The 19397-nt window shown below is 46.3% G+C and carries 16 protein-coding genes; 5 read left to right on the forward strand and 11 right to left on the reverse strand.

The window, feature by feature from the left end:
* Positions 1 to 11 precede the first annotated feature (11 nt).
* Positions 12 to 1778 (forward strand): NADH-dependent [FeFe] hydrogenase, group A6, encoded by a 1767-nt coding sequence (locus EV202_RS06350; RefSeq protein WP_131926186.1) that lies wholly within the window; start codon positions 12 to 14, stop codon positions 1776 to 1778.
* Between the two features lie 19 nt (positions 1779 to 1797).
* Positions 1798 to 2286 carry an NADH-quinone oxidoreductase subunit NuoE gene (gene nuoE, locus EV202_RS06355; protein ID WP_131926188.1) on the forward strand — a complete coding sequence of 163 codons (489 nt, stop codon included), beginning with the start codon at positions 1798 to 1800 and terminating at the stop codon, positions 2284 to 2286.
* Between the two features lie 372 nt (positions 2287 to 2658).
* Here the strand turns inward: nuoE and hydF are convergent, their stop codons facing one another.
* The 4 genes from hydF to EV202_RS06375 all read right to left on the reverse strand — a co-directional run bounded on the left by hydF (position 2659) and on the right by EV202_RS06375 (position 7893).
* The gene (gene hydF / locus EV202_RS06360) at positions 2659 to 3858 is read right to left on the reverse strand and encodes a [FeFe] hydrogenase H-cluster maturation GTPase HydF (RefSeq protein ID WP_131926190.1); all 1200 of its coding nucleotides are present in this window, start codon (positions 3856 to 3858) and stop codon (positions 2659 to 2661) included.
* 16 nt (positions 3859 to 3874) lie between these two features.
* Positions 3875 to 5284 carry a [FeFe] hydrogenase H-cluster radical SAM maturase HydG gene (hydG, locus tag EV202_RS06365; protein WP_394364512.1) on the reverse strand — a complete coding sequence of 470 codons (1410 nt, stop codon included), beginning with the start codon at positions 5282 to 5284 and terminating at the stop codon, positions 3875 to 3877.
* 19 nt (positions 5285 to 5303) lie between these two features.
* Positions 5304 to 6368 (reverse strand): [FeFe] hydrogenase H-cluster radical SAM maturase HydE, encoded by a 1065-nt coding sequence (hydE, locus tag EV202_RS06370; RefSeq protein ID WP_131926192.1) that lies wholly within the window; start codon positions 6366 to 6368, stop codon positions 5304 to 5306.
* Positions 6369 to 6432: 64 nt separating this feature from the next.
* Complete coding sequence (locus EV202_RS06375; RefSeq protein ID WP_131926194.1) at positions 6433 to 7893, reverse strand: monomeric [FeFe] hydrogenase; 1461 nt, start codon at positions 7891 to 7893, stop codon at positions 6433 to 6435.
* 543 nt (positions 7894 to 8436) lie between these two features.
* Here EV202_RS06375 and EV202_RS06380 point away from each other — a divergent pair.
* A complete protein-coding gene (locus EV202_RS06380; protein ID WP_106068685.1) occupies positions 8437 to 8934 on the forward strand; it encodes a GNAT family N-acetyltransferase in 498 nt (165 codons plus the stop codon).
* An 80-nt stretch (positions 8935 to 9014) separates the two neighbouring features.
* Here EV202_RS06380 and EV202_RS06385 read toward each other — a convergent pair whose 3' ends face one another.
* The 3 genes from EV202_RS06385 to uvrA form a co-directional block, all read right to left on the reverse strand.
* Positions 9015 to 10577 carry a peptide MFS transporter gene (locus tag EV202_RS06385; RefSeq protein ID WP_131926195.1) on the reverse strand — a complete coding sequence of 521 codons (1563 nt, stop codon included), beginning with the start codon at positions 10575 to 10577 and terminating at the stop codon, positions 9015 to 9017.
* A gap of 94 nt (positions 10578 to 10671) precedes the next feature.
* Positions 10672 to 11151: a Cys-tRNA(Pro) deacylase gene (gene ybaK / locus EV202_RS06390; RefSeq protein WP_125239019.1), complete on the reverse strand. Its 480-nt coding sequence runs from the start codon at positions 11149 to 11151 to the stop codon at positions 10672 to 10674.
* 59 nt (positions 11152 to 11210) lie between these two features.
* Positions 11211 to 14036, reverse strand: a complete 2826-nt coding sequence (uvrA, locus tag EV202_RS06395) for an excinuclease ABC subunit UvrA (RefSeq protein WP_131926197.1) — start codon at positions 14034 to 14036, stop codon at positions 11211 to 11213.
* Between the two features lie 463 nt (positions 14037 to 14499).
* On the opposite strand from uvrA, the gene EV202_RS06400 reads away from it, so the two are divergent.
* A complete protein-coding gene (locus EV202_RS06400) occupies positions 14500 to 16287 on the forward strand; it encodes a muramidase family protein (protein WP_106068681.1) in 1788 nt (595 codons plus the stop codon).
* 36 nt (positions 16288 to 16323) lie between these two features.
* Positions 16324 to 17019: a porin family protein gene (locus tag EV202_RS06405; RefSeq protein WP_131926199.1), complete on the forward strand. Its 696-nt coding sequence runs from the start codon at positions 16324 to 16326 to the stop codon at positions 17017 to 17019.
* Positions 17020 to 17118: 99 nt separating this feature from the next.
* On the opposite strand, the gene EV202_RS06410 is transcribed toward EV202_RS06405, so the two are convergent.
* From EV202_RS06410 to EV202_RS06425, 4 genes are all read right to left on the reverse strand, one after another.
* Positions 17119 to 17580 (reverse strand): DUF4293 domain-containing protein, encoded by a 462-nt coding sequence (locus EV202_RS06410; protein WP_131926201.1) that lies wholly within the window; start codon positions 17578 to 17580, stop codon positions 17119 to 17121.
* Positions 17581 to 17584: 4 nt separating this feature from the next.
* Complete coding sequence (locus EV202_RS06415) at positions 17585 to 17920, reverse strand: DNA-directed RNA polymerase subunit omega (RefSeq protein WP_131926203.1); 336 nt, start codon at positions 17918 to 17920, stop codon at positions 17585 to 17587.
* A 51-nt stretch (positions 17921 to 17971) separates the two neighbouring features.
* Positions 17972 to 18775, reverse strand: a complete 804-nt coding sequence (locus EV202_RS06420) for an outer membrane protein assembly factor BamD (RefSeq protein WP_125239015.1) — start codon at positions 18773 to 18775, stop codon at positions 17972 to 17974.
* A gap of 178 nt (positions 18776 to 18953) precedes the next feature.
* The gene (locus EV202_RS06425) at positions 18954 to 19379 is read right to left on the reverse strand and encodes an amino acid-binding protein (protein ID WP_009126720.1); all 426 of its coding nucleotides are present in this window, start codon (positions 19377 to 19379) and stop codon (positions 18954 to 18956) included.
* Positions 19380 to 19397 lie beyond the last annotated feature (18 nt).

The following is a 19397-nucleotide window of genomic DNA, read 5'->3' on the forward strand; positions in this document are numbered from 1 at the left end:
ACCTAACTGTCATGGAAGAGAAACAAATAACCTTGCAAATAGACCGCCACTATATCACCGTGCCTCAAGGAACCACCATTCTGGAAGCGGCACGGAAAATAGGCATCGACATCCCTACCCTTTGCCACATCGACCTGAAGGGTACTTGCATCAAGAATAATCCGGCATCGTGCCGCATCTGTGTGGTGGAAGTAGAAGGACGACGCAACCTTGCTCCTGCCTGTGCCACGCGTTGCACGGAAGGAATGGTGGTGCGCACCAGCACGTTGCGTGTAATGAATGCCCGTAAAGTGGTGGCCGAGCTGATATTGTCCGACCATCCCAATGATTGCCTCACCTGCCCCAAATGCGGTGATTGCGAATTGCAGACATTGGCACTGCGCTTCAATATTCGTGCCATGCCGTTCAACGGAGGCGAACTCTCTCCCCGCAAACGTGAAGTAACTTCATCCATCGTGCGAAATATGGATAAATGTATCTTCTGCCGTCGTTGCGAAAGTGTATGCAACGAAGTGCAGACCGTGGGCGCATTGGGTGCCATCCGCCGCGGATTCAACACGACCATTGCTCCGGCCTTCGACAAGATGATGACGGACAGCGAATGTACCTATTGCGGACAATGCGTTGCCGTCTGCCCCGTAGGAGCACTGACCGAACGCGACCACACCAACCGTCTGCTCGAAGATTTGGAGAACCCCGACAAAGTGGTCATCGTGCAAACAGCCCCTGCCGTACGTGCCGCTTTGGGCGAAGAATTCGGGTTGCCTCCCGGCACACTGGTGACGGGGAAAATGGTATATGCCTTGCGCGAACTGGGATTCGACTATGTGTTCGACACAGATTTTGCAGCCGACCTCACCATCATGGAAGAAGGGGCCGAAATTCTGAAACGACTGACTGCTTATCTGAACGGCGACAAGTCTGTACGCCTGCCCATTCTCACCTCCTGCTGCCCGGCATGGGTCAACTTCTTCGAGCATCATTTCCCCGATCTGCTCGATATCCCCTCCACAGCACGTTCGCCACAGCAAATGTTCGGCTCCATCGCCAAAACATACTGGGCGGAGAAGATGGGCATTCCGCGCGAAAAACTGGTGGTGGTATCCATCATGCCCTGTCTGGCCAAAAAATACGAATGCGACCGGGAGGAGTTCAAGACGAACGGTAATCCCGACGTAGACTACTCCATTTCAACCCGCGAACTGGCCCGTCTCATCAAACGTGCCAACATAGGATTCACACTGCTGACCGATAAAGAGTTCGATCTGCCTATGGGAGCATCGACGGGTGCCGGTGTCATCTTCGGAACCACCGGAGGCGTGATGGAAGCCGCCTTGCGCTCGGTCTGCGAAATCTACACCGGAAACACATTGGAGAACGTGAACTTCGAGCAAGTACGCGGATTGGCAGGTGTGCGGCGGGCAACCATTGATCTGAACGGCTTTGAACTGAAAGTGGGCATTGCCCACGGGTTGGGAAACGCGCGCCGGCTGCTGGAGGATATCCGCAACGGTCGGAACGAGTATCATGCCATTGAAATCATGGCATGCCCCGGCGGTTGCATAGGCGGTGGCGGACAACCGTTGCACCACGGCCATTCGGATGTGCTTTATGCACGTGCCGATGCTCTCTATCGTGAGGATGCCGCCAAGCCGTTGCGCAAATCGCACGAAAACCCATACATCAAGACATTGTATGAAGAGTATCTGGGCAAGCCTCTGAGTGAAACGGCAGAACATCTGCTGCATACACGTTATTTCAACAAATCCATTGATTAAACCGCTAAAAAGAAGAGCTATGTCAGAGATGAAACTGGCCTGCGACGTTGCCGAACAAGTACGTGCCATTTGCGACAAGCATGGCAATCGGCCGGGCGAACTTATCAACATATTGCACGAGGCCCAACACTTGCATGGATATCTGCCCGAAGAGATGCAACGCATCATCGCCTCCAAACTGAATATTCCGGTATCCCGCGTGTATGGGGTCGTGACTTTTTACACGTTTTTCACCATGCAGCCCAAAGGCAAGCATCCCATTTCGGTATGTATGGGAACAGCATGTTATGTACGAGGCTCGGAAAAACTGCTCGAAGAGTTCAAACGCGTATTGGGCATCGATGTGGGCGAAACAACCCCTGACGGGAAATATTCCCTCGACTGCCTCCGATGCGTGGGGGCCTGCGGATTAGCCCCCGTAGTAATGGTAGGAGATAAAGTTTACGGAAGGTTGCAACCGATAGACGTGAAGAAAATATTGGAAGAAGAGGATGAAAAGGGGGATTAGCGGTTAGTGGCAAGCAATCCGGGTTCGAGATTAAGAAAAGAAGCAGACGAGATGCCGTCCGAAAGATGATGAGACCTGCCTGAAAACATTTACCGCCAATGGGAGAAAACTCTATCTTAGCGCTTGCGTTATATATCGCAAGCGCTAAGATATACATCGCAAGGCGCAAGATGTATAACGCAAGCGCTGCGATATAACTTCCTTCCTAATCTCATCCTGTTTCAGACAAGGCAGAGGCAGGTTTTATCCGCTGATGAAAAGTTTTTTTGTACGGATGAAACCCATATCCAGAACCTTATATCTAATTCAGATTAAGCAACAAGTGGTCAGCGATTGTGTGAAATCACGGCACAGCATGCCTTCCGCATATCACTAACCGCCAATCACAACTTCTTTTCCGTTAATCTTCATTCCGCTCAAATAGGCGATTGCCACTCCGTAGTTCGTCATCGGAACTTGTTGCGAACGGGCATTTGCAATGCGGCCGAGCACATACTTCCGGTTAAACATGCAGGCACCGCAATGGATAATCAAATCATATCCGGAAAGGGAATCGGGAAAGTCATCGCCTGAGACAATATCAATCTGTAGATTCGGACCGACATGCCGACGCAACAGGCGGGGGAGTTTCACCCTTCCTATGTCTTCCGTAAGCGGAGCATGCGTACAGGCTTCCGCTATCAACACACGCGATTGTTCCGTCAAACAATCAATGGCGGCCGCCCCTTCGACAAAACAGTCGATATCGCCTTTATATGCGGCAAAAAGTACGGAGAAAGAGGTCAGCCGGCTTTCCGCCGGCTTTTGCCGGCAGACTATGGGAAGCACCTGTGAGTCGGTAATAATCAGTTTCGGAGGATGTGCAAGCGTCCGCAAAGTGCCTGCAAGTTTGTCCGTGGTGCAACATGTCACCATACATTTCTTGTCCAACAATTCACGGAGTGTCTGCACCTGCGGAAGGATAAGACGGCCTTTAGGAGCTTGTATATCCTGCGGCATCACCAGAAGAACCGTATCTCCCTCTCGAACCAAATCTCCCGTGATACTTTCTCCGCCAAAATCCTCCGGGATTTTCTTCAGGATAGCCTGATAGATTTCAGTTACACCGATACCCTCTTTGGCACAGACAATCAAAGGACGTTGGCCGCAATTATTCTCGATTTGAGAGGCCAGTGCGCCGGCATCCGGACGAAGGTCGGACTTGTTCAGAATAAGCACTGTCGGAATGTGATGCGCCTGCAGGCACTCCACCCACTGCTTCTCCTCCGCTCCGCCGTCTTCGCAAAGCAGCAGGGCGATATCTGCTTTCTCCACCACTTTCAAGGTTCGCTTCACGCGCATATTTCCCAGTTCATTTTCATTGTCGTCGAAACCGGGAGTGTCAATGAACAGGCATGCGCCGAGAGGATGTACTTCCATGGCCTTTGCCACAGGGTCGGTCGTAGTACCCGGTACGGCCGACACAAGTGCAATGTCCTGTCCGGTCAAAGCATTGATAAGACTGGATTTTCCACTGTTCCGCCTTCCGAAGAGAGCGATGTGCAGGCGGGTCGAACGAGGAACCTGATTCATCTTTTATTCTTTGTTTCTAAAACCTGAAGTCTCTTTTCCCTTTTTCTATCTCTTGCAGATTATTTAAAGCTATCCCCTTTATTTTCGGATTAGGAATGCGGTTTATTTCTTCTTGAATCAAGCGTATTCCTTTCTCTCTTGTATCGGGCGAAGCATAATCTTCCAGATACTCTTTCAGCGTCATCAAAGCATTTGGTTGGCAGCAATTCGCTATCTGTCCGTTCTTCAGAAGCGACATAAAGCGGTCGCCGGTACGCCCTTCACGATAGCAAGCGGTGCAGAAGCTGGGAATATGCCCCAGTTCGAGCAGCCAGTTCACCACTTCGTCCAACGTACGCCTGTCGCTCACATCAAACTGCGAAGCACCTTGTTCTTCTTTTTCGGGTATGGCATATCCTCCTACGCTGGTGCGCGAACCTCCGCTGATTTGCGAAATACCCAACTCAAGCACCCTGCGGCGCACAGCTTCCGTCTCGCGGGTAGAGATAATCATGCCGGTATAGGGCACCGCAATACGCGTAACCGCTACTATGCGGCAAAACACCTCATCCGAGATGGCATTCGGAAAATCTTCCGTCGAAATATCATCTGCCGGACAAATGCGCGGAACGCTGACGGTATGCGGCCCTACTCCGAAAGCGGCCTCCAGATGCTCGGCATGCATCAGCAGTCCCACGAAATCGTAACGATAGGTATTCAGTCCGAAAAGTACTCCCATACCCACATCATCTATGCCACCTTCCATGGCACGATCCATCGCTTCGGTATGATAGGCATAGTTGCTCTTAGGCCCCGTGGGATGCAGCGCCTCATAGTTTTCCTTGTGATAAGTCTCCTGAAAAAGGATATAAGTACCGATGCCCGCCTCTTTCAGACGGCGGTAATTCTCTACCGTGGTAGCGGCTATATTCACGTTGACCCTGCGGATGGCTCCGTTTTTATGACGGATGCCGTAAATCGTACGGATGGATTCAAGGATATAGTCGATAGGATTACGTAGCGGGTCTTCTCCCGCCTCCAATGCCAGACGCTTGTGTCCCATATCCTGTAAAGCAATCACCTCTTGCCGTATCTCTTCCTGCGACAGCTTCTTGCGCAAAATGGTTCGATTCTTGGCATGATAAGGACAATATACGCAACCGTTCACACAATAATTGGACAGATACAGTGGGGCAAACATCACGATGCGATTGCCGTAGAACTTCTGCTTGATTTCCTTTGCCAGACGGAAAACGCGCTCAGTCAAGTCGGGTTCGTCACACTCCAATAGCACGGCAGCCTCCCGATGCGAGAGTCCCCCGCACAAACCCGCCTTTTCAATCAAGCTTTCTATCAGCCGGCGATTGTTTCGATTGGCCTGCGCATATTCCAATGTATCCAATATCTCTTGATGATGGATAAACTCCTCCGCCCGTTTTGAGTTCATATTATACTTCACCGTACATTCATCCCTCATTTCCCACTTTCCTTTTTCCATTTTCATAATCTCCCCTTTCTCCCGACACTTCATACCCTATCCTTTCCAACCGTTCTTTCAATTCCCGTAATCCCTCGGCCGCTTCCGCCCCCGCAAACGCCTTATTGTCGTAAAGCAAATAGTCTGCCCGCCGCTTCTGCGGAGAGAGATTGGGCATCACCACATTCGCACCTGCCAGTATACCCCGTTCCCTCCCGTCCGGAGCAAGCGTTGCCAACGCAGTGGTAGCAGGTATTAATGCTGCCGGCAGCATCAGTCTGAAGATAGAAATAAGTTTCAGGCACAATCCGGCATTGCCCGGTGCAAAAGCAGCAAAAGGTGTGTCATGATGAGGAATAAAAGGACCAAGGCCTATCATCTCCGGGCGAAACCGTTCGATGAAAAGAATATCTTCCACCAAATGGCGGATATTCTGATACGGACTTCCTACCATGATGCCCGTCCCCACCTGATAGCCAATCTCCTTCAGCCAATCCAGACACTGCAACCGATAAGCAAGCGACATGTCAGCAGGATGCAACTTACGATAGTGTTGTATATTGCAAGTTTCATGTCGAAGCAGATAGCGGTTAGCTCCTGCCCGGAAAAAACGTTCGTACGTTCCGTAAGACTTTTCGCCCAACGACAGTGTTATGGCACATTCCGGAAAACTCCGGCGGATGCAAGCAACAATATTCTCCATCCATTCATCTTTTATATCCGGCATCTCACCACCTTGCAATACAAAAGTGCGAAAGCCCAACCTATATCCTTCGCAGCAACACTCAAGAATCTCCTCTTGTGTCAACTCATAGCGGTTTATACCGCTGTTTGACTTTCGTATTCCGCAATAATAGCAATTATTGCGACATCTGTTTGTAATTTCTATCAGTCCACGAATGAAAATCTTATTACCGAAACGGGCAAACGTCTCTTCCCGTGCCTGTCTATGCAGATAATCCGTCACCTCGGCATCACGGCAAAGCAATAGTTGTTTATATTCTTCAACGGTCAGCGTACGTCTGCTGCGCAATCTGTCAACCAAATTCTTCATTACGATTTCTTTGGAGAGAGGAATATCGGCTCTTGTTTCATCCGCTTCTAAAATATAAATATCATCAATAAGTCTTCTCTTGTTTGACCAGTTCCTGCACCAACTGCCGTTTGCCGGCCACTACCTCGTTGTGCGCACACGGTCCGGTAATACACCCTCCTTCGCATGCCATTACCTCGACAAACTGTCCCGGAACCTTGCCGGTCTTGGCATAAGCCCGCAGTGTTCCGATGTTTTTCTTATCCAGATTAGCCACCTGAATAGCATTGATATCGGCCGCTTCTTCTTTCAAATAAGATATTACAGCTCCCATCACGCCGCCTGCCTGTGCAAAACCATGCGCTTCGCGCACGGAAGCGAATGTCATCGGATAAGGTTTGGCTTCTTTAATACGAATGTCGAGACCGGCCAAGACAGAAGCCATTTCCTCAAAGGTCAGGACAAAATCCACCGCTTCGTCCCATTGAGCCTCTTTGCGCTTGGCCAAACAAGGACCAATGAATACGACACTCGCATCAGGATGCTTCTTCTTCGCGATACGTGCGGCATAATACATCGGCGACCCGGTGCCCGATACATAAGGCTTCATTGCAGGAATATGCTTGTTCACCAGTTCGATGTACGACGGGCAACAAGAAGTCGTCATAAACTTCTGCCCCTCCTCCAGTTTCTCAACCAGTTCGTGCGCCTCGTTGCTCACAGTATCCATTGCCCCTTGAGCCACCTCGATAACATCGGCGAAACCTACTTCCTTCAGTGCACCGTACACTTGCTCGATGGTTGTATCGAACTGACCTAAGATAGAAGGTGCCACAATAGCCACCATTTGTTCGCCCTTGCGGATGCGATGTAGCACATCGAATACTTGGGATATTTCAAAAATGGCGCCGAACGGACAGGCATTGAGACATTTTCCGCAATAGATACATTTGCTCTCGTCAATGTGCTCTATCCCTTCTTCGTCTTTACTGATTGCCTTTACCGGACAAGCCTCTTCGCAAGGTACGGGAATATATACGATGGCGTGGTAGGGACAGCTTTTATGGCAAATGCCGCAACTGATACACACATCATGGTCGATGCGTGCCTGACTGTTTTCTTTCAGCGACACCGCATTCTTGGGACAATTAGTCAAACAACTTCGTGCTATACATCCGCGACAAAGGTTCGTTATTTCGTAGTTTATCTGCACACAAGCCGAACAGGCTTCATCTATCACGCACATGATGCGCTCTTTCGGCCTGCCGTTCTCCGCCCTGTTCAGCGCACGAGCCGCATATTCCGACAACGGAGTCAACTCATCCGTTTCATCCTCCATATCCAGCCCCAGCAACGGCAATGATTTGTATTTCCATACAGCCCGCTCTTTGTGTATGCAACAGCGTCCTGCATGTTTCGACTTTTTCGGGGTCAGCTCAATAGGTAGACGATCTATTTTCTCTACGAGTTCATTGTTTTTCCACAGACTTACCAGCTCTTTCAGCAATCTGTGACGCACGATCATAGTGTTGTTGGTAAATGCCATAATAATTGTAAGGTTCAGAATCAGTTAGTTTGTGACGTTTGCAAAGATAATATTTTTAGCATAATTAGCATGGTTTTACAAATAAGTTTACGTAAATAAATCCGAGCAAACTCATCACATGAATTCTATATGCCGTCCACCAAAACTATTCTCGGATATTCAGGATTCGCTCTGCTTTATGCTTTCTATTGAGCCATCATCTCCATCCTTCCTATCTTCCAACGAATTTATTTACACACTTCAACTTGCGAGACTCTCTTCACTTTTACTTTCGAATCTTTGTCCGCAGCGTACGAATTTGTATTCGCACGGTGCGAACAGAGATTTATTCAGGCTGAAAACAAGTTTACTCTACACCACACACGATTTTATTCTATGGATACACGAAGTTTATTCCATAGATGTAATACATCCGTGTTATCAACTATTTCTGCTAATATTTTATCTTGCTTTTGTCACATGAAAATAACCGTCGCCAATTCAGTCTTTACAAAAAAACATATAACTTTGTATCAAATAATGTTTTAAAGCATTTTATCCCTTATGTTCAGCATCAGAAAAGCAACGACTGCCGACTGTGAATTGATACACCGATTGGCACAACAAGTTTTCCCTGTAACGTACAAAGACATCCTCACTCATGAACAAACAGAATACATGATGGAATGGATGTACTCGACAGAGAACCTGCGTAAACAAATGGAAGAGGAAGGACACGTCTATCTCCTTGCCTGCGAGGGAGAAGAAACCGCAGGATATGCCTCCGTGGAACAGCAAGGTGAGGCACTGTTCCATCTGCAGAAAATCTACGTGCTGCCTCGTTATCAGGGTGCACATTGCGGTAGCTTTCTGTTTCGTGAGGCCATTCGGTATATCAAAGCTATCCATCCCTCTCCTTGTATGCTGGAGTTAAATGTGAATCGCAACAACAAAGCTGTGCACTTTTACGAGCACATGGGAATGCGTAAACTGCGCGAAGGAGATTTCCCGATAGGAAACGGGTACTATATGAATGATTATATCATGGGAATGGAAATATAAAAAAAGACTGTGCATTCTCTTCGCAAGCATCCCTACTTGTTCAGACTGCACAGTCCTTATATTTTATTATAACCTCAAGCTTATTTTGTCACCCGTTCCAGCCACTTTACCATGGCCAGCATCACGCCCATGGACACAAGGCAAACCACAAAGAACACGGTCCAGCATTGCCAAATAGGAATTTTGTTGTACATCAACGGGCCAACCCAAAGGAAGAGGTTTCCTATCGCCGTCGCACCAAGCCACAATCCCTGACATAAGCCCTGAATATGTTTCGGGGCTACCTTTGAAACAAAAGAGAGGCCAAGCGGTGAAATAAAGAGTTCCGCAACTGTCAAAAAGAAATAGATAACAATCAGCACCCAAGGTCCTGCCTTCATTCCTGCCTTGGCGGAATCTGCCATAGCCTTGAAGTCGGTAGCCGAAGGATAACCTTGCATAGCCGAATATAGGGCAAGGAACAAGAAGGCAATACCTGCGATTCCCATACCGATAGCTATCTTCTTCGGAGTAGAAATCTCCTTGCCGCGACGAGTGAGAGCACCGAAGAAAAGCATGATGAGCGGAGTAAGTGCAATGACAAAGAAAGGATTCACGGCCTGCCAGATTTCGGGCGCAACGCTGTCCGTAACAACAAAGTCACGCGCAAAGAGCGAGAGCGATTGTCCGTTCTGGTGGAATGAGAACCAGAAGAAAATCACGATACCCAACACGGCGAACAAAGCATACAAGCGTTGCTTGATTTCCTTAGCCATAGCCACTTTCTCTTCGGGTGTATAATCTACGGATTCCTGTTTTGTCTTTTTACCCGGCGTGGGGAATACTTTCCGGCATACTACGAAAACAAGCAGAGAAATCAGCATGGCACCCACAGAAGCAATAAATGAGTAGTGGATACCTGTATTGAATACATCGAGATACTGTGTACAGAATGAAGTCATATCCGGAGTAACGGTTCCGCCTACTTTTACAACCAATTCCGTAAGATTCTGCAAATGATCGGAAGCCATCTTTCCACCTTCCTTGATGTATTGATGACACAGTGCCGGCAAGTCGGCATTATATGCCAAACTGTGGGCTTTCAGCCACCACTCTCTAAGCAGAGGAGCCACAAACGGGGCAATCAGACCACCAATATTAATGAATACATAGAATATCTGGAAACCTGAATCACGACGGCTTTTTGCCAACTTAACGGCTTCCGGCCCTTGTTTTTCAGCTTCCTTTTCAAAGTTGTCGTACATTTGCCCCACAATGGCTTGCAGATTTCCCTTAAAAAGTCCGTTGCCGAATGCTATAAGAAACAGAGCCATACAGGTCAGAGGAAGCAGCCAGCCGATATTTCCGGCAGTAGACAGGATGGGGATGGAAAGAATAATATAACCCAATGACATCACTATCAATCCGGACATGATTGTTCCTTTATAGTTTTGTGTCCTATCGGCAATGATACCGCCTACCAAACTTAATACATAAATTCCGCAGTAGAAAACCGAATAAATAATGGAACTACTCTCGTCGCTCAAACCGAATTTAGAGCAAAGGAACAACACCAGTACCGCATTCATGATGTAGTAGCCGAACCGTTCGCCCATGTTAGAGATAGCAGCCGCCAACAAACCTTTAGGGTGATTCTTGAACATAAAAATTAGTTTTTAAAGTTAGTAATAGAATTCATATCTTGAATAATTCCTGCAAATATATAATTTCTTCCGAATATTTTCTTAAAACAGGTTCTTATTCATTAAAAAGAAGACAAACTTCCGCCCGAATTTCCTTTATCAAATCTTTCGGATTCAATTTGAGCTGCAACCCGCGTTGTCCGGCACTGATATAGATGTAGGGAAAGCAAAGGCATGTTTCGTGGATATAGGTAGGGAAAGGTTTCTTCATGCCGATGGGCGAACAACCGCCACGGATATATCCCGTCAGAGGAAGGAGTTCCTTCATGGGAATCAAGTCGCATTTCTTATTGCCGGACACCTTGGCCGCTAACTTCAAGTCCACTTCATGCTCACCGGGAATCACGCAGACAAAATATCCGTTCTTGTCTCCATGGAGAATCAATGTTTTAAATACACAGTTGATGTCTTCGCCCAAACCGGCAGCCACATGAACCGCACTCAAATCGTGCTCGTCCACTTCATAGGGAATGAGTTCATAAGCTATTTTTGCTTTATCGAGCAGCCTCGCTGCATTTGTCTTATTTATTTTCATCGTCAGACGATTTGTGGATGGAATAAGCGATTTTATATTATTTCTCGTAAGATTCTCGGTTAGCCAAGCTCTGCACGCAGGAACTTAGGTGTGTATCCTTTCTCACTCCTTGTCACTTCTTCGGGTGTACCGCAGGAAAGGAGTTCTCCCCCGCCCTTTCCGCCTTCAGGTCCCATATCGATGATATAATCGGCCATCTTAATGACGTCGAGATTATGTTCGATGACTATAACGGTATTTCCTTTGTCAACAAGCCTGTTCAGAACATTCATCAGAACACGGATGTCTTCGAAATGAAGCCCGGTGGTAGGTTCGTCGAGGATATAAAGAGTTTTGCCCGTATCGCGTTTCGACAGTTCGGTGGCCAACTTCACGCGTTGGCTTTCTCCTCCGGAAAGCGTAGTGGATGACTGCCCCAGCTTGATATACCCCAATCCTACCTCCTGAATCACCTTAATCTTGTTCAATATTTGAGGAATATTTTCAAAGAACTCCACCGCACGGTTGATGGTCATGTCAAGCACATCGGCAATAGACTTTCCTTTAAAGCGCACCTCCAGCGTCTCGCGGTTATAGCGTTTACCGTGACACACTTCGCAAGGCACATACACATCGGGCAGGAAGTTCATTTCAATGGTTTTATAGCCGTTTCCCTGACAAGCTTCGCAACGTCCGCCACTGACGTTGAATGAGAAACGTCCCGGTTTATACCCGCGTATCTTCGCTTCGGGTAATCCGACAAACAAGTTGCGTATATCGGAGAAAACTCCTGTGTAGGTGGCCGGATTGGAGCGCGGTGTACGGCCTAAAGGCGATTGGTCTACATTCACCACTTTGTCAATGTATTCCAGCCCTTCTATACTGCCGTATTCCAAAGGGTCTTGAAGGGAGTGATAAAATCTTTGTGAAAGTATGGGCTGCAGTGTTTCGTTGATGAGCGTTGATTTGCCGCTGCCCGAAACTCCGGTAACACAAATCAGCTTGCCGAGCGGAAATTCCACATTTACATTTTTCAGGTTATTACCTTTTGCGCCACGCAACCACAAACTATGTCCGTTTCCCTCACGGCGTTTGGCAGGCACTTCAATGCCCCGTTCGCCATTCAGGTATTGAGAGGTCAGCGTGTGTGTCTGCAACATCTCGCGGGGAGTGCCAGCAAAAACCACCTCTCCTCCCATACGTCCGGCTGTCGGCCCCATGTCAATCACATAGTCGGCGGCCAGCATCATATCCTTGTCATGCTCCACAACAATGACAGAGTTGCCTATATCGCGCAGCTCTTTTAAAGAATGAATCAAGCGTTGGTTGTCACGCTGATGCAAACCAATACTTGGTTCGTCCAGAATATACAGCACATTCACCAGTTGAGAGCCTATTTGCGTAGCCAGGCGGATGCGCTGGCTCTCACCTCCGGAAAGACTGACGGCTGTACGGTTCAACGAAAGATAATCCAATCCCACATCGAGCAGAAATTTAAGACGCGTGCGGATTTCTTTCAGTATCTCCCCGGCAATTTGCCGTTGCTTGCTGCTGAGGAATGAATCTACATTTGTCAGCCAAGCATACAGCTCGCTGATATCCATAGTGGACAGTTCGTATATATTCTTGTCGTGAATGCGAAACGAAAGAGCCTCCTTGTTAAGTTTTGCTCCATGACACTCCGGACAAACCGCAGTCTTGGCAAACTGGTCGGCCCATTTTTGTGCCGTGGCCGAGAGATCCTTCTCCTGCAACATTTGAATATATTTCACGACCCCTTCAAACGTCACAAAATAATCGGAAGTAGTACCTATCAACGAGCTTTTTATCTTGATGCGTTCGTCCGAACCATACAGTATCTCGTCGAGTGCATCGTCCGGCAGTTCCTTGACCGGTGTTTTAAGTGTTGCTTCATACTTTTCTAACAGGGCATCAATCTGCCAGAAAATCATGCTGTTCTTATATTTCCCCAACGGAGCTATTGCACCTCCCGCGATGGACAGCTCGCGATCGGGAATTACTTTGTCCATATCGATTTGGCTGACGATTCCCAATCCTTTGCATTTGGGACATGCTCCCTGCGGCGAGTTGAATGAAAAGTTGTGCGGTGCCGGTTCCCGATAAGACAGCCCGGTGACGGGACACATCAACTGCTTGCTGTAATGTCGCAGGTCGTCGGTTTGGACATCGAGTATCATCAACAACCCATCTCCCTGCCGCATGGCGGCTGCCACGCTGTTCTTCAGACGCGTATCATCCTTATCAGCAACCACCAGTTTGTCTACCACCACTTCCACATCGTGATTTTTGTAGCGATCCAGCTTCATGCCCGGCAATGCCTCACGCACCTCTCCATCCACACGCACATATAGATAGCCTTTCTTGCGCACCTGTTCGAAAAGTTCCTTATAGTGCCCCTTACGGCTGCGCACCAACGGAGCAAGAATATAGATTCGTTTCCCTTTATAATCTTTCAAGATGAGTTCGAGTATCTGTTCTTCGGTATACTTCACCATCTTTTCTCCGGACAGATAGGAATAGGCTTCGCCGGCACGGGCATAGAGCAAACGAAGGTAGTCGTAAACTTCGGTCGTAGTCCCCACCGTGGAACGGGGATTCTTGTTCGTCGTCTTCTGTTCGATGGAAATAACGGGACTCAACCCGGTTATCTTATCCACATCCGGACGCTCCAGATTGCCCAGAAAGTTACGGGCATAAGCCGAAAAAGTCTCGATATAGCGCCGTTGCCCTTCGGCAAAAATCGTATCGAATGCCAACGATGATTTGCCGCTTCCGCTCAAACCGGTAATCACCGTAAGGCTGTTACGGGGAATTTCAACGTCGATATTCTTGAGATTGTGCACACGTGCACCATATACATTGATATATTCTGTTTCCTCCTGCATAATCTTTGGTTCTGTTTTGGTCTCTCCTTTTTCTTATCAAAGCCGTATCAGAACCGTGTCTACTCCGTATGTTCTTCGTACCTATAGATACGGACTTAATGCGGAGATGATACGGAACAGATACGAATTTTATCTGCCGAAAAAACGTCTTGTGTTTTCGGCTCCATGCTTCATAAGGGGACAAAAATAAGTTTTTTCCTCCGAATATCAACCTAAAAATAGTTAGAAACTACCCTGATTTTTATTTTATAGGCTGCTCGGACGCCTGTTCTGATATTAGTCACTATTATTGGAAGAGTTCTTTGTGAGAGACGGCATTCATAAAAAGTGAAAGGGTAAATTCAAGAACAGCTTCCAAAGAAGCAATATTATTTCTTAACGCAATCCGTTGGCTAATATAAGCCAATATTCTTATCTTTGCAACTACTTTGGGAAATTGTAAATATAAACCAACGATTACTGAATGAAAACTATAAACTGCATTATCTGCTCACTGCTGCTTGCCGGTGCATACAGTTTAGGAGCAATGGCACAAGAGAATCAGTCATATTTTCTGCATACCATCGAGAAAGGACAAAGTCTTTATTCCATAGCCAGCATGTATGGTGTCAGCCAATCGGACATTATCAAGCTGAATCCCGGAAGCGATGAGAAGATATATATCGGACGTACGATACGTATCCCTCGCAGTGTTGCCAATGTTCAAAAAGAAACCTATCATACCATCGAAGCTGGAGAAACGCTCTATCGCCTGACCATAAAATACAGTGTGTCAGCCAAAGCCATTTGTGATGCCAATCCTGGATTAAGTGCAGAGAACTTCCGTACCGGACAAGTTATACGCATCCCTTCTGCTTCCGAAGCCACCGTCGGTCTCTCCGAAACCAAAGGTAATACAACGATAACCGGAGTCACTATTCCGGGTCCTGTAGAATCTCGCTGTCGCGAAATGCATAAGGTGAAACGAAAAGAAACTATCTTCAGCATCAGCCGCGAATATGGAATCAGCGAAGCCGAACTGATCGCCGCTAACCCCGAACTGAAAGGTGAAAAACATATCAAGAAAGGTTCATTTCTTTGCATCCCATACGCAAAAGCACAGGCTGTTCAAGCGATTTCAAGCAATATGACTCCCACCGACAACGAATTGTTCAATGAGAACAGAAAAAAAGTCCAACGGTTCAATACCATCAAAGCAGCTTTGGTTCTTCCTTTCTTGGATGGCGTTTCAAAAAGCGAATCGTCTCGCATGGTGGAATATTATGAAGGGTTGCTCATGGCTGTAGATAGCTTGAAGCGCACCGGTACTTCCATAGATTTATATACCTACAACTCCGGCCCGGAAGACGCTTCATTGAATGCAGTGCTTGATAAAAGCGAAATGAAGGAAATGGATATCATCTTCGGTCCTTTATATCAACAGCACATCATGCCTTTGGCTGAATTTGCCAAGAAGCATAACACCCGTCTGGTGATACCCTTCACTTCAAAAGACAATACCGTATTCAGAAACCCTGCCGTGTATCAGATCAATACTCCTCAATCATACTTGTATTCCGAAGTGTACGATCATTTTGTACGCCAGTTTCTCAATGCCAACGTTATTTTTATCGAGGCGAGCCAAGGAACTAAAGATAAGGCAGAATTCATCAAAGGCTTGAAAGATGAATTGCGCAATCGCGCCATCCCCATGAAAAGCTTGAAAGAAGATGCCACGATAGAAACTTTGAAAACCGTATTGCGCGCTGATCGCGAAAACATCTTCATCCCGACCTCCGGTAGCAACCTGACGCTTATCAAAATTCTTCCTCAACTGACATTGTTGGTGCGTGAGCAGCCGGAAAGCCGTATCCACTTGTTCGGCTATCCGGAATGGCAGACCTATACCAAGGATCATCTGGATGCTTTCTTTGAATTAAGCACCTATTTCTATTCATCTTTCTATACCAACAACTTGTTGCCTGCTGCCATCAATTTCACAAAGAACTACCGCAAATGGTACAGTAAAGATATGGACGAACGTTATCCCAAATTCGGAATGCTGGGATTCGACACTGGCTACTTCTTCTTGAAAGGTCTGGTACGCTATGGTTCGGCATTTGAGGATAATATGCAACGGATGGACTTGACTCCGATACAAACCGGTTTTAAGTTTCAACGGGTAAACAACTGGGGCGGTTTCATCAACAAGAAGGTATTTTTTGTACACTTCACAAAAAATTATGAGTTGATGAAATTGGATTTCGACTGATAAGAGAAGTTGTACGGTCATTAAAGCTTGAAAAAAATGAAAATAAAAGCACTAATAGGAGTCGCCTTGCTTGCAGGCGCATGTGTATTGCCGGCAAATGCACAAGTGGGTGAACAACGTCATAATCTTGCCATCGGCATCAATGGAGGGATCAATCTGAACAAAGCCAGCTTCTCTCCTACCGTAAAACAAAAGAATCTGATGGGTATCAATGGCGGCATTACAGCTCGGTATATATCAGAAAGATACTTCAAAATGATTTGCGGTGCACAGCTTGAAATAAATCTCTCGCAACACGGATGGGACGAATACTACGAAGATTACCCCGCATTGAGCTATACACGCAACATGAATTATGTGGAAATACCTTTTCTAGCACATTTGGCATTTGGTAAAGACCGTGGCATGCAACTTTTCATACATGCCGGCCCACAAATAGGCTTTTTGCTCAACAACAGCGAGAAAATAGATGGAGACTGGACAACCGCAGCTTCCAAGTCGTACATAACAGTAGAACAACATGGTAAACCTATTGATAATAAATTTGATTATGGTCTTACCGGAGGACTTGGTATAGAAGTGCGTACCAAGGCCGGCCATTTTTTAGTAGAAGGGAGATACTATTATGCTTTATCCGATTTCTATAACAGTGCCAAAAAAGACTTCTTTGCTCGCTCTGCGCACGAAGTCATTACCGCCAAGATAACCTACCTGTTCGATTTGAAAAAATAAGATCCTACCAATAAATCGGAAACCTATAAAAAGAAAAGACAGACCAAGCATCCATTAAACACGTAGTCTGTCTTTATCATAAATCAGAATGTTATTTGCTTATCTTCTTAATCGATCTGCTGCCTTGACCATCAACTCATCTTTATAAATGGCGCGAAAAGCCAAATAGTTCAGTATTATAGAAACAACAGGCAAACAAAGTGCCCACCCCAATCGGAAAGAAGCGGTCTCTGCACCATCTTTCAGCATAAAAGCGAACACGGTAAAAGCAATATAAAAACCTATCAGCAAAACACTGCTGAAAACAGTCATGCGTACTTGCAGCATCCTGTTGCGGAATAGAAAAATAGTGCCAAACACAATAATTGCACTCAGCAATAAAATACCGAACAATCCCCACGTAGAACGGAAACTTCCGTCGGCCATATACAGCCCTAAAGATTTAAAGGTACTTACAGTTACTCCATCCGCTCCGATGAAGTGTCCCATAGGCATGCACATGGCAACTACCAGCAATACAGTCACCAACAACAAATAAACGGATTGAATGCGCTGTATCATTATATTACTGCAATTTTTCTTTTTCCTTAGCCGGATTGCGATAATAAACCTTACCCTCAATATATTCTTGAGTAGCGATCAGAGTCGGTTTCGGCAATTTCTCATAATAACGGGAGATCTCGATTTGTTCCCGGTTCTCAAATACTTCTTCCAGATTGTCATTATAAGAGGCAAACTCAGCAAGTTTCTTGGAGAGGTCATTCTTGATCTCTACACTGATCTGGTTGGCACGCTTTCCAATGATTGCCACAGATTCGTATACATTATTGGTATCCTCACACAACTTCATCATATCACGAGTTACTGTACTGGCAGGAGCATTCGTTTTTCTGTAATCCATAATTTTATCCGTCTAATTTAAATTCTATATTGATATCTTTTTCCGGTTTCTTTAATCCTTTAATATTTTCTGCGCTTCCTTGAAGATACGGTCGGCCTCTTTCAGATATTTACTTTCAGGAAACTCATTCTTGAAAGCATAGTATTCATCTACCGCTTCACGGTAACGTTCAAGCTTTTTATCTTCCACGCTATATATGGCCAATTCATGTTTGGCACGCAGTACGAGGATAGACAAATCTTCGCGTAGGTTAGTATATGGATAATCTTTCAAGGCGTTTTGTGCCGTAATGACACAAGCCTGATAGTTGTTACCCATGTAATTCCCCATATTATAATAAAGTTTAGCTGAAAGATATTCTTTCATCACCAGCTTGTCTTGCAATGCAAAAATCATATTCTGCGCTTCTTCTTTTCTGGTACTTTGGGGAAAGTATTCCATAAACATCTGCAATTGCTGAATGGCACTGTATGTTCCGGACTGATCCAAACGGGGCTCAGGAGTATCCAAGAACAAAGCTTTACCGGCATGAAAACGAGCCAATTCAGCGAACGTACCACGGGGATAAACGTTGTAGTATTGAATAAAAGTCTGCGCCGCAGTCTGATAATCCTTCTGATTATAATAACTCATCCCCAACATGTAGAGAGATTCTTCAGCTTTATCAGTACCTTTAAGAATGGCAATCAGTTCGTTGAGAAGGGTTGCTGTACGGCTATACTGACCTTTTGCGAAGTAATTTTTTGCCGCTTCATACTTATATTCATAATCCGTGCTTTTCAGCAATTTGTTGTATTCTCCACACGAGGAGAGCAGCAAGGCTGCAAGCAGAGTTATCAGGGTATTTTTCTTCATTACTTTTATTCAAATAATGTGCAAAGATAGAGGTTCGCATCGAATTAAACAACGATACGGAACTTAAATTTTCAAAAACGGGTAATTAGCTATTAGCGGTTAACGGTTAGTCGATTAGCAGATTGTGCTGTCATGCTGCATGCTCGCTAATCGCTAATCGTTACCCTCTAACCACTAATCAGAGTTTATATAAGTCGCTTGCCGCAAGCAAATCGACTTTCTTTTCTGTCAACACGCGAATGCAGTTCTCCATGTCATTCGGACGAATGATGACATTGGCTGTCTCACCGTTGGCAAAGGAATACATGTATTCGATAAACACGCCCTCGTCAGAAAGGAAACGAAGTACTTTGGCTAACGAGCCGGGAATGTTGGGGCAACTAATACCCACCACATCGGTTACATTAACGGCAAAATGATTGTCCTTTAAAGCCTTGTATGCTTTATCCGGTTCAGATACAATGCCACGAAGAATACCGAAGTCGGCATTCTCTGCAATACACAGGGCAGAAAGGTTGACACCTTCCTTGGCAAGCACTTCCGTTACCTCCGTCAGGCGACCGGATTTGTTCTCTAAGAAAATGGAAAGTTGTTTTGCTACCATAGTAATATATTTACGGGG

Origin of the sequence: Prevotella heparinolytica (genome assembly GCF_004342845.1) — a bacterium.
Lineage (GTDB): Bacteria > Bacteroidota > Bacteroidia > Bacteroidales > Bacteroidaceae > Bacteroides > Bacteroides heparinolyticus.